Raw genomic sequence first — 14,717 nt, 5'->3', positions numbered from 1 at the left:
GATGACAGAGGTCGATGACCGACAGTAGGCTGCCAGACGTGGACGATCCGACCGGAACCGCCCCGCCCGACTCCCCGACCGGCCCCGGCCAGACCGGCACGGGCAGCGTCGATCCGACCGGCGACCGCCGCCCCCGGCCCCGCTCACTCGACCCTTCGGAGCTGGGCTTCACGCCCCGACCGCCGGTGCCGTGGCTCGCCCCGATGCTGCTGCTCAGCACCGGGCTGCGGACGGTGCTGGCGATGCTGTTCGGAGCGTACCTCGACAAACGGGAACTGCAGGGCGCGCTCCCCGACGACGTGCACCAGCACGACGCGGTCGACGGCGAGCTGTGGATCGACTACGTCGCCGACCTCGGTGACGGTTTCCCGGCCACGTACTCGTTGGCGTACCTGCTGGCGCAGCCGGAGCTGGCGGTCGACGGCGCCGGCCGGCTGCGCCGCGGCGATCTGCTGGTGATGGGGGGCGACCAGGTCTACCCGTCGGCCAGCGGCGAAGCGTACGAGGACCGGTGCAAGGGGCCGTACCAGGCGGCGCTGCCGACGACACCGGCCGGTCAGCCGCCGCCGACGCTGTACGCCATCCCGGGCAACCACGACTGGTACGACGGGCTCACCGCGTTCCTGCGGCTGTTCGCCCGACGGCGGGACGCCTCGATCGGCGGCTGGCGCACCGAGCAGAAGCGGTCGTACTTCGCCGCCCGGCTGCCGCACAACTGGTGGCTGTTCGCCATCGACGAGCAGTTCGGCGCATACCTGGACGACCCGCAGCTGATCTACTTCGAGAAGGCGGCCGAGCAGCTCGGGCCGGACGACCGGATCATTCTGGCCGTGCCGGAGCCGACCTGGGTCAAGGCCGTCGTCGACCACCAGGCATACGACGCCGTCGACTACTTCCTGCGTACGGTGATCAAACCGACCGGTGCCCGGGTGCCGTTGATGATCTCCGGCGACCAGCACCACTACGCCCGGTACGCCCACCCGGAGCGGGAGTTGATCACCTGCGGCGGGGGTGGCGCCTACCTGTCGGCCACCCACAAGCTGCCGGAGCGGATCACCGTGCCGCCGGTCGACACCATCACCCGCAACACCAGCCCGCGCCGCCAGTACGCCCTGGCCGGGCGTTACCCGCAGGCCGACCGGTCCCGCCGCTACAGCTGGGGCATCTTCCACCGGCTGCCGCGCCGCAACCCTGGCTTCGCCACCCTGCTCGGCACCCTGCAGACCCTGCTGATGCTGGCCGTCGCCGGCGTCATCGTCTCCTGGGCCGACACCAACGGGCAGCGGCTGTTCAGCATCCCGCTGGTCGCGATGGTGGTGCTCACCCTCGGCGCGTCGGTGGTCTTCGCCAAGCCACCGAGCGCCAGCGGCGTGCGACATTCCCGGCACTGGCTGCTCGGGCTCGGGCACGGCGCCGCGCACATCGCGCTGGCCTGGGTCGGCGCGCTGATCTGGCTGCAGCTGCCGTTCGTCGACTGGCCGTGGCCGCTGCCGGTGGTCGCCGCCGCCGTCGTGTACGGGCCGGTCGCCGGCCTGGTCGCCAGCCAGTTGACCGCCGGCTACCTGGTGCTGGCCGGTGCCTTCGACGTCAACGTCAACGAGCTCTTCGCCGGGCAGGGCATCGAGGACTCGAAGAGTTTCGTCCGGATGCGGATCACCGCCGACGGGGCGCTGACCATCTACCCGATGGCGGTCGACCGGGTGTGCCGGCGCTGGCGGGCCGACCCGGCCGGCGCACCGCACGACCCGTGGATCGTGCCGGAGCAGCCGCTGACCGCCCGGCTCGCCGAGGAGCCGATCACCGTCCGGTGACGCGACGCGCAGCGGCGGTGCCAGCGGCAGCGAGCGACCATCGGCGGTGCCGGCAGCGAACGCTGGCGGTCAGCCGTACGCCTCGTCGTGGGCCTTTCGCGGGCCGCAGACCGACGCCCGGCTGCAGCTGCACCGGCTGCCGTCGGCGTCCATCCGGACCACGACCGCGTCCCGGGGGACGCTGTGGCCGACCACCCGCCCGTCACCGTCGGGGGTCGAGACCCGGGCACCGATCGGCGGGGCGGACTCGGTGAACTTGGCGTACAGCGGGTGCTCGTACTTCAGGCAGCACATCAGCCGGCCGCAGGCACCGGAGATCCGCAGCGGGTTCAGCGGCAGGTCCTGGTCCTTGGCCATCCGGATCGTCACCGGCTCGAAGTCGGTCAGGAACGTGGCGCAGCACAGGTCCCGCCCACAGGACCCGATCCCGCCCTGCACCCGCGCCGAGTCACGGGCGGAGAGCTGGCGCAGCTCCACCCGGCAGTGCAGGGTGGCACCGAGGTCACGCACCAGGGACCGGAAGTCGACCCGGTGCGGCGCGGTGAAGTAGATGGTGGCGCGGGAACTGTTCAACGTGCCGGGCTCCAGCACGTGGTCGACGGCGACGACCTTCATCGGCAGGCCGTGCTCGCGGATCAGCCGCTTCGCGGCGACCTTCGCCTCCGCCTTGCGTTTGCGCTGCACCTCGTCGCGGCGCAGATCCTGGTCGGTGGCGACGCCGGCGAGCCGGGGGAACCCGTCGGTGGGCTCGTCGACCCACTGCGGCGCCCACACGCACTCGGCGACCTCGGTGCCGTCGTCGGTCGGCACCAGGACCTTGTCACCGACCGCCGGTCGCAGGTCGCCCGGGTCGAGGTAGAAGAGGCGCCCGTACCGGTTGAAGCTGACCGCGCAGAGCATCCCCATGGCCCCCACCCTACGTCCCCGCGGGCACGCCGAGAAGGCCGCCGTACGTCGAACAGCCGTCCCGGCGCTGCCCGATCCGGTAGTGCCGGCCGACCGAACGGCCGGATCCGGCGGGCAGGGCGTAACCCGCAACGGCCGGCCGCGTTCCACCCGGTGTCACAAGCCTGCGGGGGGTGCAGGGAAAGGGCCACGGCGTCGCAGCCGGGAGCAATAGGCGAGAAGCCTGGCTCCCTGAGCGCGGCGCCGTCGCCATGTCCGGCGTCGTCGCCATGTCCGGCGCCGGGTGACAGCCAGCCGGCGTCAGTAGCGCAGCCGGATCGACCCGTCGGGCCGTACGGGTGCCTCGTCGACCGGGCCGGCGGCGTCCGTCGGCGCGAGCAGCGGCCCCCACCACGCCGCCAGACTCTCGCCGTGCTCGACGATCTCCACCAGGACCGACAGCACCGGTACGGCGATGCGCGCCGCCGCGTCCGCGCCGGCCGGGCCACCCGGGCCATCGGCACCGGTGCCGGCACGAGAGCCCGTGGTGACGGTGACCGCATCGGCCGAGCCCAGCACCTCGGCCAGGGTGCGGGCCAACGCCGCCCGGCTCAACGACACCCACCGGGCGGTCGCCTCGGCGTACGCGGCGGTCGCCGCCAACCGGCCGGCGTGACTGACCGCCCCCGGGTCCGGACCGCCGACCAGCCGGGCCGCCAGCGCCTGCCGGCCTGCGTCGTACGCCTGCGCCGCCGCACCGGACCAGTCCCGGTGCACCGCCAGGGCGTCGGCCGCCTCGGCGTACCGGTCGAGGTGCGGTCCGATCGCGGTGCCGGCGGCGACCAGCGGCGTGGGTCGGACCGCGACGAACGCGGCCACCGCGTCCCCCGGCAGCGCCCGCAGCCGTCGCGCCAGCGGCCAGACCGGGTCGTCGGCGGCGGCCCCGTTGCGGGCCAGGCTGGTGTCCACCAGTGTCAGCAGGGTCAGCGCCGGCCCGGCGACCCGGTCCAGGGCGTCCATCACGGTGCCTCCGGGTGGTGCTGCCCGGCCTGCGTGTCGATGTCCCGGTACGCCTGCGCCACGGCGCGCAGCGCTGCGGCGGTGTCGGTCAGCCGCCGCGCCGCCTCGGCCGCCTCGGCCGCCCGCTGCGCCGTGGCGGCGTGCCAGTGCCCGACCAGCGTGGCGGTCAGCTCCCCGAGCCGCCCCGGCGCGTCCCCGCCAAGTACGGCGTCGACCGCGCTGTCCAGGTCAGGCAGTCGACGGGCGGTCTCTGCCAGCTGGTCGGCGCAGCGGGTCAGGTCGGCGGCGACCTGCGTGACGGCGTCCACTCAGACCCCCCGCAGGGTCGGATGGCCGCCGACGGTCTCGGCCCACAGTTTCTCCCGGGCCCAGCGGGCGGCGTCGGCGGCGGCGACCACGGTGGAGCGCACCGCGCCAGCCAGGTCGGCGTTGCTGCGGGAGTGCAACGGGCCGAGGATCCGTACGTCGGTCACGGTGCCGGCGGCGTTGACCACGATCTCGACCGACCCGTCCGGTGAGCGGACGGTGACCTCGACGGTGTGTACCGCCTTGTCGAACTCGGCCTGCCGGGCCTCGATGCCGCGGTACCGCTCGACCGCGTCCTCGATCCACGCCTCGTCGATCTCGCGTACCACCGGGATCCCTCACCATCGTTCGCGGCGAACGGACGCAGACGACGTCTGCACCCAACGTACGGATGGGGCTGCGCTACGGCACCGAACCGTACCGGGCGGAGGTCTAGCCGCGCCAGAGGCTGAGCATCATCGCTTCGACGGCGATGCGTGGCTTGACGTTGCCGGCGATGGCGTCCCGGCAGGTCAGTACGGCTTCCAGCCGGCGCAGCGTCGCCTCCGGTGTCCACTTTTCGGCAGCCGCGTCGGCCAGCGGCGCGACGTCGGTGTGCACCGGCGCCACCGGTGCCCGCAGCGCCGCCACCAGCACGTCGCGGTAGAAGCCGGCGAGGTCGACCAGGGCCCGGTCCAGGGCGTCGCGCTGGGCCCGGGTGGCCCGTGACTTCTGCCGCCGTTCCAGCTCCTTGAGCTGGCCGGCGGAGCCCCGGGCGGCACCGGCCGCGCCGCGGCCGGTGCCGCCGGCGCCGAGCGCGGTCTGCAGGGCGGCGCGTTCCGCCGCGTCGGTCTCGGCGACCGCCGCCTCGGCTTCGGCCTCGGCGGCCTCGATCAGCGCGGAGGCGGCGTCGAAGCAGGCACCGACGTTGGTCAACCGACGCGGTACGGCCAGCACCGCCTCCCGCCGCTGCCGCGCCTGCGGGTCCCGGGCCAGCCGTCGGGCGCGGCCGACGTGACCCTGGGCGGCCGCCGCCGCCCACATCGCGGTCTCCTGCGGTACGCCGTCGCGGCTGGTCAGCACCTGGGCGACGGCGTCGGCCGGCGGCTGGCGCAGGGCGACCACCCGGCAGCGGGACCGGATGGTGACCGAGATGTCGTCCGGGTGGGTGGACGGGGTGCAGAGCAGGAACACCGTCCGGGGTGGTGGCTCCTCGACGGCTTTGAGCAGTGCGTTGCCGGCGGCTTCGGTGAGCCGGTCGGCGTCCTCGATGACCAGGACCTGCCAGCGGCCGCCGGACGGGGTGCTGGCCGAGCGCAACACCAGGGCACGCATCTCGCCGACGCCGATGGAGAGCCCGTCGGGCACCACGAACCGGACGTCGGCGTGGGTGCCGGCCCGGGTGGTGTGGCAGCCGGGGCACTCGCCGCAACCCCGGCCGTGCACGCACTGCAGGGCGGCGGCGAGGGCGCGGGCGGCGACCGACCGGCCGGAACCGGGTGGCCCGGTGAAGATCCACGCGTGGGTCATCGCGGCGGCGGACGGCGGTGGCTCGCCGTCGCCGGCGGCGAGCAGGTCGGCGGCGGCTACGGCGGCCCGGCGCAGGATCTGCACCGCCTCGTCCTGGCCGACCAGTTCGGTGAAGACGTCGGTGTCCGCCATGATGCTCACCCGCGCCGGCCGGCTTCCGCGTCGGCCGCCGGTGCGTCGGCCGCCGACGCGTCCGCCGCCGGTGCGTCCGCCCGGCCACCCTCGGCTGGGCTTTGGTCGGCCGGGCCGGTCAGTGGCGCGACCCGGGTACGGACCGCGTCGTGCAGCTCGTCCGGTGCCCGGCTGGCGTCGAGCACCAGGTAACGCTTCGGGTCGGCGGCCGCCAGGTCCAGGAACGCGTACCGGACCCGCTCGTGAAAGGCCAGCGACTCGCTCTCCAGCCGGTCCACGCCCGCACCGCGCCGCTGCGCCCGGGTCAGCCCCGCCGCCGGTTCGATGTCCAGCAGCACCACCAGGTCCGGCTTGAGCCCACCGGTGGCCCAGGAGGAGAGCCAGGTGACCTCCTCCACCGGCAGAACCCGCCCGGCACCCTGGTAGGCCAGCGACGAGTCGACGTACCGGTCACTGATCACCACCGCGCCCCGGGCGAGCGCCGGGCGGACCACGGTCGCCACGTGATGGGCCCGGTCGGCGGCGTACAGCAGGGCCTCCGCGCGGGGCGACGGCGCGTCCGCCCCGCCTTCCAGCACCAGCCGGCGGATCTTCTCGCCGAGGCCGCTCGACCCCGGTTCGCGGGTGACCACCACGTCGCGGCCCTGCTCCCGCAGCGTCTGCGCGAGCTCGGCGACCTGGGTCGACTTGCCGGCACCCTCACCGCCCTCGAAGACGATGAAGACCCCGCTGGAGGTGAACGGCTCGGCGGGCGCAAGCGGCCGACCCCGGACCGACCCCCACAGGTCGGCCAGGATCGGCACGCCCGGCTTGTCGTCCATCTGGCGGAACGCGCTGAGCCCGGCGAAGATCCCGGCCGCCCCGGCGAGCAGCAGCAACAGTCGGGTCGACGAGAACGACAGGCCCAGGTTCGCCACCTGGAACTGGCGGGAGCCGCCGACCCCGACCAGCACGCTGCTCAGCGAGATGGCCAGCATCAGCACCACCCGGGTGCCGGTCTGCACGACGGCGAACACCCGGCCCCGTACGTCGTCGGCGATCTCCCCGCCGAGCAGGGTGATGCCGGCCAGGAACGCCATCCCGGCGGCCGCCCCGACCAGCACCGCGCCGAGGATCGCCATCGACAGGTGGATCGACAGGGCCAGGATCAGCACCGAGCCGCTGGCCAGCATGATGCTCAACCCGAACCAGCGCCGCCGGGACAGGTCCCGCACGATGGTCGGGCCGAGCCCGATCCCGGCGCCCAGGCCCACGAACAGGGCCGCGAAAAGCAGGTAGAAGGCGGCGTCACCGGCACTGAGCGAGGCGGTGAAGAACTGGGCCGTACCGATGACGATGCCGCCGCCGGCGAAGGCACCGAAGATGCCCAGCACCAGGCCGCGCACCAGCGGGGTCTTGCCGATGAACCGCCAGCCGTCGACGAACTGGCGCAGCATGCTCTGCTGGCTGGCCTCGGCCGCCCCGGCGCGGCCGCTGATCTCCTTGATGCCGTAGAAGACGACGATCGCCGTGGCCAGCCGGGACGCGGCGTTGAAGAAGAGCGCGAGCTGCGCCGGCTCCACCCAGGACGGCAGCTCGCCGCCGCCACCGGCCGCCCGGACCGCGCCGTCGAGGACCGCCAGGCTGATCGCGGCCAGCACCGGGGTGATGCCGTACGTGGCGATCAGGGTCAACTGGTTGGCGATCTCCAGCCGGGCCCGGGGAATCAGGTTGGGGACGGCGGCTTCCTTCGCCGGGATCCAGATCAGGGTGATCGTCTCGATCAGGAAGATGGCGATCGCCGCCCACGCCACGGTGGCGGCCCCGCTGGCCCCGAACATCGGCAGCAGCGGGATGGAGGCGAACAGGGCGAACCGCAGCAGGTCGCAGATGACCATGGTGTAGCGGCGGTCGAACCGGTCGGCCAGCACCCCGGCGACCGGGCCGAGCACCAGCGCCGGCAGCAGCCGTACGGCGATGACCCCGCCGAACGCGGCACCCTGCGCCGCGCTGCCGGAGACCTGGGCGGCGGCGAAGACCGAGGTGGCGAGCAGGCCGAGCCAGTCACTGAAGGAGGCGACGCTGAGCACCAGCCAGAGCCGGCGGAACGGCCGGATCCGCAGTACCGAGCGGAGCGCGGGCAGGCCGGAGAGGTCGACCGGCGCAGCGGCCTGGTCGGCGGGTGGCGCGTCCGGCGCGCCACCGCGTCGCGGACCGCTGACGTTGTCGTCGATGATCGTTCCTCCCCGTCGGGCCGGCGTCGGGCCCCGCTGACACTCTAATCGTGGCCGGCACCTGCCCCCGACCGACATTCGTGCGGCGTACCGGGCCCGCCCACGACCCGCAAGATACGAGCCTGTTTCGCGTTCCGTCGGCACCGGCTACCGTGCGTACGTGGATTCCGACCGGCAGCGTCTGCGCGCCCGACTCGACCGGGCCACCGCCCAGCTGGACCCGCCGTTCGCCGTCGTCGACCTGGCCGCTTTCGACGCCAACGCCGCCGCGCTGGTCCGCCGCGCGGACGGCAAGCCGCTGCGGGTGGCCAGCAAATCCGTCCGGTCCCGGCAGCTGCTGCGGCGGGTGCTGGCCGGCGACGGCTGGCGCGGGGTGCTGGCGTACACCCTCGCCGAGGCGAACTGGCTGGTCCGCTCCGGCGTCACCGACGACGCACTGGTGGCCTACCCGACCTGCGACCGCACCGCGCTCGGCGCGCTGACCAGCAGCGAAGCGCTGGCCGGCGGGGTCACCCTGATGGTCGACGACCCGGCCCAGCTGGACATCGTCGACGCGGTCCGGCGACCGGGCGACCGGCCGGTCGTCCGGGTCTGTGTCGACCTGGACGCCTCCTGGCGGCCGTTCGGCACCGACCGCGCCCACGTCGGGGTACGCCGGTCCCCGGTGCACGCCGCCACGACCGCCGCCGACCTGGCCGCCGTCATCGCCGGGCGGCCCGGTTTCCGCCTGGTCGGGCTGATGGCGTACGAGGCGCAGATCGCCGGGCTCGGCGACGCGCCCGCCCGGCAGGCGCTGCGGGCGGCGGCGATCCGGGTGGTGCAGCGACGGTCGTACCAGGAGCTGCTGCGCCGCCGGGCGGCGGCGGTGGCGGCCGTCTCCCGGTACGCCGAACTGGAGTTCGTCAACGGTGGCGGTACCGGCAGTGTCGCGGCCACCAGCGCCGATCCGGCGGTCACCGAGGTGACCGCCGGATCGGGGCTGTTCGGGCCGACCCTGTTCGACCACTACCGGGCCTGGCAGCCGCAGCCGGCGGCGCTGTTCGCCCTGCCGGTGGTACGTCGTCCCGCGCCCGGCATCGCCACGGTGCTCGGCGGCGGGTGGATCGCCTCCGGGCCGGCGCAGCGGGACCGGCTGCCCAGCCCCTGGCTGCCGGGCCGGCTGCGGCTGCTCGGTGCCGAGGGCGCCGGCGAGGTGCAGACCCCGCTGGTCGGACCGGACGCCGCCGGGCTGCGGGTCGGCGACCGGGTCTGGTTCCGCCACGCGAAAGCCGGTGAACTGTGCGAACACGTCACCGAACTGCACCTGGTGACCGGTGACCGGCTCGACGGCGCGGCACCCACCTACCGTGGCGAGGGTTTCGCCTTCCTCTGAAACCGGTGCGACGTCAGCTGGTCCGTCGGTGCCCTACTGCGGCGGTGCGGTACGGGCCGTGGGGGCGTCCGCCGGGTCGACGTGGCGGTGCAGGTACTCCCGGATCAGCGCCTTGGCCTCGCGCAGCACGCTGTCGTCGCCCTCGGTGTCGCGGCGGAACGCCAGCTTGATCAGCGCGTCGGCGGCCTCCACCGCGATCTGCAACGCGAACCGTAGTCGCGGTTCGTCCGGGATGCCGAACCGCTCCACGAGCACCCTGGTCAGCTCCCCGGCGATCACCGCGTTGTTGTCCCGGCTGTCGTCCAGCAGCCGGACGTCCACCACGTCGCCGAAGTGCAGGGTCCGGAATCCGGGCACCGTACGGTGCATGCAGATGTACTCGTCGATGCCGGCGTCGACACCGTCCCACCAGTGGGCGAAGTCGCCCCCGGCGAACCGGTCGTTCAGCCGTTGCAGATAGGCCTCGATGTTGCGCAGCGTCAACGCCTGCACGATCGCCCGCTTGTCGGGGAAGAACTGGTAGACCGAGCCGATGGCCACCTCGGCCCGTTCGGCCAGCAAGGTGGTGGTCAGGCCCTCATAGCCCACCTCGTCGACGATCTCGGCGCACGCGTCGAGCATCCGTTGGACCCGGGCGAGACTTCGCCCCTGGACCGGAACCCGACGCAGCGGGCCACTGGTGACGGCCGGTGTCGACACTTGTCCCACTCCTTTCCGAGAAGGATCCCCCGCGCGTCGGATGCACGTCAGCAGCAGCGAGATCGAAAACGTTACTCGGATTAACGATCGAACCCGATATCGGTATTTACCTGCCCAGGATGGGGCTGATATGAAGATGATTCACGTGTGTCCCAGCGCCCGGGAGGCCGGATGTCAGCCACTGCCGCGTCGCCCCCGACCGGCCCGGTGCACTGGTCGAACTGGGCCGGCAACCAGCAGGTCACGGTCCGACAGGTGCTGCGACCGGCGACCGTCGACGAGCTCTGCGCCCAGGTGCGGGCCGCCACCGACGCCGGCGGCCGGGTGAAGCCGGTCGGCAGCGGGCACTCGTTCACCGACATCGCCAGCGCCCCCGACCGGCAGCTCGACCTGAGCGCCCTGACCACCGCGGTGACGGTGAACACCGGGGCGCGGCTGGTCACCGTACCGGCCGGGATGACGCTGCGCCGGCTCAACGCCCTGCTCGCCAGCCACCGGCTGGCCCTGCCGAACCTCGGCGACATCGATGCGCAGACCATCGCCGGGGCGATCTCCACCGGCACCCACGGCACCGGCGCCGGGCTGCCCGGGCTCGCCGGGTTCGTCGACTCCCTCACCATGGTCACCGCCGCCGGCGAGGTGCTGCACTGTTCGCAGCGGCAGCACCCGGACGTGTTCGCCGCCGCCCGGGTCGGCCTCGGCGCACTCGGCGTACTCGTCGACGTGACCCTGCGCTGCGTGGACGCTTTCGTGCTGCGCGCCGCCGAACGGCCCGGCACCCTCGCCGACGTCCGCGCCACCCTGTCGGAGCTGGCCGACGGCAACGACCACGCCGAGTTCTTCTGGTTCCCGTACACCGACCGGGTGCAGCTGCGGGTCAACAACCGGACCCCGGTCGACGACCAGCCGCTGCCGTCCTGGCGCGGCTGGTTCGACGACGACTTCATGGCCAACACCGTGCTCGACGGGGTCTGCCGGCTCGGCCGGGCGATACCCCGCGTCGTGCCGACGTTGAACACGCTCACCGCCCGCGCCGCAGCCACCCGTAGCTACACCGGCCGCTCCGACCAGGTCTTCTGCAGCCCCCGTCGGGTGCGGTTCGCCGAGATGGAGTACGCGCTGCCCCGCTCGGCACTCGACCCGGCGTTGACCGCCCTGGCCGACATCGTCGACCGCCTGCCGCACCGGGTGATGCTGCCGGTGGAGGTACGGTTCAGCGCCGGCGACGACAGCTGGCTGTCACCGGGCCACCGGCAGGACTGCGGGTACGTGGCGATCCACCAGTACACCGGGATGCCGTACGAGGAGTACTTCCAGGCGTTCGAGCGGGTCGCCACCGACCTGGGCGGGCGACCGCACTGGGGCAAACTGCACTGGCGGACCGCCGAGACGCTCGCGTCGGCGTACCCACGGTTCGCCGATTTCCTGGCGGTCCGCGACCGGCTCGACCCGGGCAGGGTCTTCGCCAACGACTACACCGAGCGGGTCCTCGGCGGCTGACCGCCGGTCAGCCGCCCCGGCCCCAATCAGCCGCCCCGGCCCGGCCCTGGTTCAGCCCTCGTCCGGTTGGCCGGTCGCCTTGCGGGCGGTGGTGGCCTTACGGGGCGCGGCCTTCTTCGCGGTGGTGGCCTTCTTGGCGGTAGTGGCCTTCTTCGCGGCGGTCGACTTCGTCGCGGTCGCCTTCTTCGCCGGCGTGGCCTTCTTGGCAGCCGCCTTCTTGCGCGGTGCCGGCCCCTTCGCCCGCTTCTCGGCGAGCATCTCCGAGGCCTGCTCGATGGTCAGCGACTCCGGGGTCTGGCCCCGCCGCAACGAGGCGTTGCTCTCGCCGTCGGTGACGTACGGACCGAACCGGCCGTCCTTGATCACCAGCGGCAGTTCGGTGAGCGGATCCACGCCCATCTCGCGCAGCGGCGGCGCGGCGGCCCGCCGCTGCCGGGTCTTCGGCGCGGCGAGCAACGCCAGCGCCTCGTCCAGCGAGACGGTGAAGATCTTCTCCTCGGACTCCAGCGACCGGAACTCGTCGCCCTTCTTCACGTACGGGCCGTACCGGCCGGCTGCGGCGAGCACCTCGGCACCGTCGGGTGCGGTGCCGACCAGCCGGGGCAGGGAGAGCAGTTGCAGCGCCTCGGCGATGCTCAACGACTCCGGCGACTGGGAGCGCAGCAGCGATGATCGACGTTCGCCGCTGGCGACGTACGGGCCGAACCGGCCGGACTTCAGCACGATCGGCTCGCCGGTCTCCGGGTGCTCGCCGAGCTTGCGCTCGCCACCACCGCCGAGGAACAGCTCGTTGACCTTCTCCGGCGTCAACTCGTCCGGGGCGATCCCTTCCGGCAGCGACACCCGGTCCTCGGCCGGCCGTTCGGCGTTGTCCGCGCCGTCGGCACCGTCCGCGCCGTCGGCACCGTCCGCACCGGGCAGGAACCGCTGCAGGTACGGGCCGTACCGGCCGACCCGGACGACGACCTGCCGCCCGTCGTCGTCGGCGAACAGCGGGATCGAGTTGACGCTGCGCGCGTCGATCTCGCCGAGTTTCTCGGTGACCAGCCGTTTCAGACCGCCGGAGCGGGCGACCGACTGGTCGCCGGCGCTGTCGCTGCCGAAGTAGAACGAGGTCAGGAAGTCGACCGCCTGGTGGTCGCCGGAGGCGATCTCGTCCAGCTCGTTCTCCATGCTGGCGGTGAAGTTGTAGTCGACCAGCCGCGGGTAGTGCGTCTCGAGCAGGCCGATCACCGCGAACGCCAGGAACGACGGGATCAGCGCCTGCCCGCGTTTGGCGACGTACCCCCGGTCCTGGATCGTCTGCATGATCGACGCGTAGGTCGACGGCCGGCCGATGCCCAGCTCCTCCAGCGCCTTGACCAGCGACGCCTCGGTGTAACGCGCCGGCGGCTGGGTGCTGTGGCCGACCGCGGCCAGCTCCTGGGCGGTCAGCGGCTGGTCCTTGGTCAGGTTCGGCAGCCGCCGCTCGGCGTCCTCGGCCTCGGCCGACTCGTCGTCGGAGGACTCGACGTAGGCACGCAGGAACCCGGGGTCGGTGATCGTCTTGCCGGTGGCGCCGAAGTCGCACTCCTCGCCGGCGGTGGAGACCGCCCGGATGCGCACCGAGACGCTGGAACCGACCGCGTCGGTCATCTGCGAGGCGATGGTCCGCCGCCAGATCAGCTCGTAGAGCTTGAACTCCTCGCCGGACAGTTCGTTGGCCAGCTCACCGGGGGTCCGGAACTGGTCCCCGGCGGGCCGGATCGCCTCGTGCGCCTCCTGGGCGTTCTTGACCTTGCCGGTGTAGCGGCGCGGCTCCGGCGGCACGAACCGGTCGCCGTACAGCTCGGCGACCTGGCTGCGGGCGGCGGCGATCGCCGTCTCCGACAGGTTGACCGAGTCGGTACGCATGTAGGTGATGTAGCCGTTCTCGTACAGCCGCTGCGCGGTGCGCATCGTCTGCTGCGAGGAGAACCGCAGCTTGCGGGCCGCCTCCTGCTGCAGCGTCGAGGTGATGAACGGGGCGTACGGCCGACGCCGGTACGGCTTCTCCTCCACCCGGGTGACGGTGAACGGTCGGCCGTCCAGGCGGGCCGCCAGACCCCGGGCCCCGTCGCCGTCGAGGTGCACCACCGACGCCTCCGGGCGGACCCGGCCGGTGGTCGGCTCGAAGTCCTTGCCGGTGGCGATCCGGTCCCCGCCCAGCGCGATCAGCGTGGCGGTGAAGCTGCGCGGTCCGTCCGCGTCGGCGCCCGTCCGGCCGGTCAGCGCCAGGGTGGCCTGGATGTCCCAGTATTCGGCGGTACGGAAAGCCATCCGCTGCCGTTCCCGCTCCACCACGATCCGGGTGGCGACCGACTGCACCCGGCCAGCGGAGAGCCGGGGCATCACCTTCTTCCACAGCACCGGCGAGACCTCGTAGCCGTACAGCCGGTCCAGGATGCGCCGTGCCTCCTGGGCGTCGACCAGGTCCCGGTCGATCTCCCGGGGGTTGGCCACGGCGGCCTGGATGGCGGCCCGGGTGATCTCGTGGAAGACCATCCGCCGGACCGGCACCTTCGGCTTGAGGGTCTCCACCAGATGCCAGGCGATCGCCTCGCCCTCGCGGTCCTCGTCCGTGGCGAGAAAGACCTCGTCGACCTCCTTGGCCAGCCTGGTCAGTTTGGCGATCTGCTGCTTACGGTCGGGGGAGACGACGTACAGGGCGGAGAATCCGTTGTCCACGTCGACGCCGAGCCGGGCCCACGGCTCCTTCTTGTAGCGGGCGGGCACGTCGGCTGCGTTGCGCGGCAGGTCCCGGACGTGCCCGAGGCTGGCCTCCACGACGTACCCCGGGCCTAGGTAGCCCGAGATCGTCTTGGCCTTCGCCGGCGATTCGACGATGACCAGACGGCTGCTTGAGGTGTTGCTCGGCACTTCTCTCCTGACCTCGGCCCAGATCGACCGGCGCCCGCCACGGCGGGCGGGCGACAGTCACGACGTCCAACGTAACGCGAACCCGGGGCCAGTGGGGCACACGCACACCAGCCGTACGCCCGATTCGCCTCGGTCGTCCGGTTGTTCCGTTGCAGCCGACCAGCAGCCCGCCCGACGCTGAACCAGCTCGTACCCACCGCACCAACGGCGACACGGTACACCGAACGGTGGGCGTGACGTGGCGCACCGCACCGGATCGAACCCGGCCAGTGACTCTGGCCGGCACCTGCCCGCCCACCGTACAGGTACTGCTTTCCAGCAGTATTCCTGTAGGGAATAAATATTCCTCACAGGAATACCGACGAAAACCGT

At 72.9% G+C, this 14,717-nt stretch carries 11 protein-coding genes; 3 read left to right on the top strand and 8 right to left on the bottom strand.

Annotation, left to right across the window (positions count from 1 at the left end; translation table 11 throughout):
* Positions 1-14: 14 nt before the first annotated feature.
* Positions 15-1,811 carry a metallophosphoesterase gene (locus O7608_RS06505; RefSeq protein ID WP_289209105.1) on the top strand — a complete coding sequence of 599 codons (1,797 nt, stop codon included), beginning with the start codon at positions 15-17 and terminating at the stop codon, positions 1,809-1,811.
* A gap of 69 nt (positions 1,812-1,880) precedes the next feature.
* On the opposite strand, the gene O7608_RS06500 is transcribed toward O7608_RS06505, so the two are convergent.
* The 6 genes from O7608_RS06500 to tmk form a co-directional block, all read right to left on the bottom strand.
* Positions 1,881-2,717, bottom strand: a complete 837-nt coding sequence (locus O7608_RS06500; RefSeq protein ID WP_289209104.1) for a PSP1 domain-containing protein — start codon at positions 2,715-2,717, stop codon at positions 1,881-1,883.
* A 300-nt stretch (positions 2,718-3,017) separates the two neighbouring features.
* Positions 3,018-3,716, bottom strand: a complete 699-nt coding sequence (locus O7608_RS06495) for a hypothetical protein (protein WP_289209103.1) — start codon at positions 3,714-3,716, stop codon at positions 3,018-3,020.
* Entirely contained in the window at positions 3,716-4,024 is a 309-nt protein-coding gene (locus tag O7608_RS06490) for a hypothetical protein (RefSeq protein WP_289209102.1), read from the bottom strand. The genes O7608_RS06495 and O7608_RS06490 overlap by 1 nt, the downstream gene beginning before the upstream one ends.
* Positions 4,025-4,351, bottom strand: a complete 327-nt coding sequence (locus O7608_RS06485) for a YbaB/EbfC family nucleoid-associated protein (protein ID WP_289209101.1) — start codon at positions 4,349-4,351, stop codon at positions 4,025-4,027.
* Between the two features lie 103 nt (positions 4,352-4,454).
* Positions 4,455-5,663, bottom strand: coding sequence for a DNA polymerase III subunit delta' (locus tag O7608_RS06480; protein WP_289209100.1), 1,209 nt, complete (start codon positions 5,661-5,663; stop codon positions 4,455-4,457).
* A gap of 5 nt (positions 5,664-5,668) precedes the next feature.
* The gene (tmk, locus tag O7608_RS06475) at positions 5,669-7,732 is read right to left on the bottom strand and encodes a dTMP kinase (RefSeq protein WP_353850553.1); all 2,064 of its coding nucleotides are present in this window, start codon (positions 7,730-7,732) and stop codon (positions 5,669-5,671) included.
* A 304-nt stretch (positions 7,733-8,036) separates the two neighbouring features.
* On the opposite strand from tmk, the gene O7608_RS06470 reads away from it, so the two are divergent.
* Positions 8,037-9,248 carry an alanine racemase gene (locus O7608_RS06470; RefSeq protein WP_289209098.1) on the top strand — a complete coding sequence of 404 codons (1,212 nt, stop codon included), beginning with the start codon at positions 8,037-8,039 and terminating at the stop codon, positions 9,246-9,248.
* 33 nt (positions 9,249-9,281) lie between these two features.
* On the opposite strand, the gene O7608_RS06465 is transcribed toward O7608_RS06470, so the two are convergent.
* The gene (locus tag O7608_RS06465; RefSeq protein WP_289209097.1) at positions 9,282-9,947 is read right to left on the bottom strand and encodes a TetR/AcrR family transcriptional regulator; all 666 of its coding nucleotides are present in this window, start codon (positions 9,945-9,947) and stop codon (positions 9,282-9,284) included.
* A gap of 171 nt (positions 9,948-10,118) precedes the next feature.
* Between O7608_RS06465 and O7608_RS06460 the strand changes: the two genes are divergently transcribed.
* A complete protein-coding gene (locus tag O7608_RS06460; RefSeq protein ID WP_289209096.1) occupies positions 10,119-11,447 on the top strand; it encodes a D-arabinono-1,4-lactone oxidase in 1,329 nt (442 codons plus the stop codon).
* A 51-nt stretch (positions 11,448-11,498) separates the two neighbouring features.
* Here the strand turns inward: O7608_RS06460 and topA are convergent, their stop codons facing one another.
* Entirely contained in the window at positions 11,499-14,345 is a 2,847-nt protein-coding gene (gene topA, locus O7608_RS06455) for a type I DNA topoisomerase (RefSeq protein WP_289209095.1), read from the bottom strand.
* Between the last annotated feature and the right edge of the window lie 372 nt (positions 14,346-14,717).

It is taken from the genome of Solwaraspora sp. WMMA2056, from assembly GCF_030345095.1.
Lineage (GTDB): Bacteria > Actinomycetota > Actinomycetes > Mycobacteriales > Micromonosporaceae > Micromonospora_E.
Note: the sequence above shows the minus strand (reverse complement) of the source record. Positions and strands in the feature narration are given on the sequence as shown.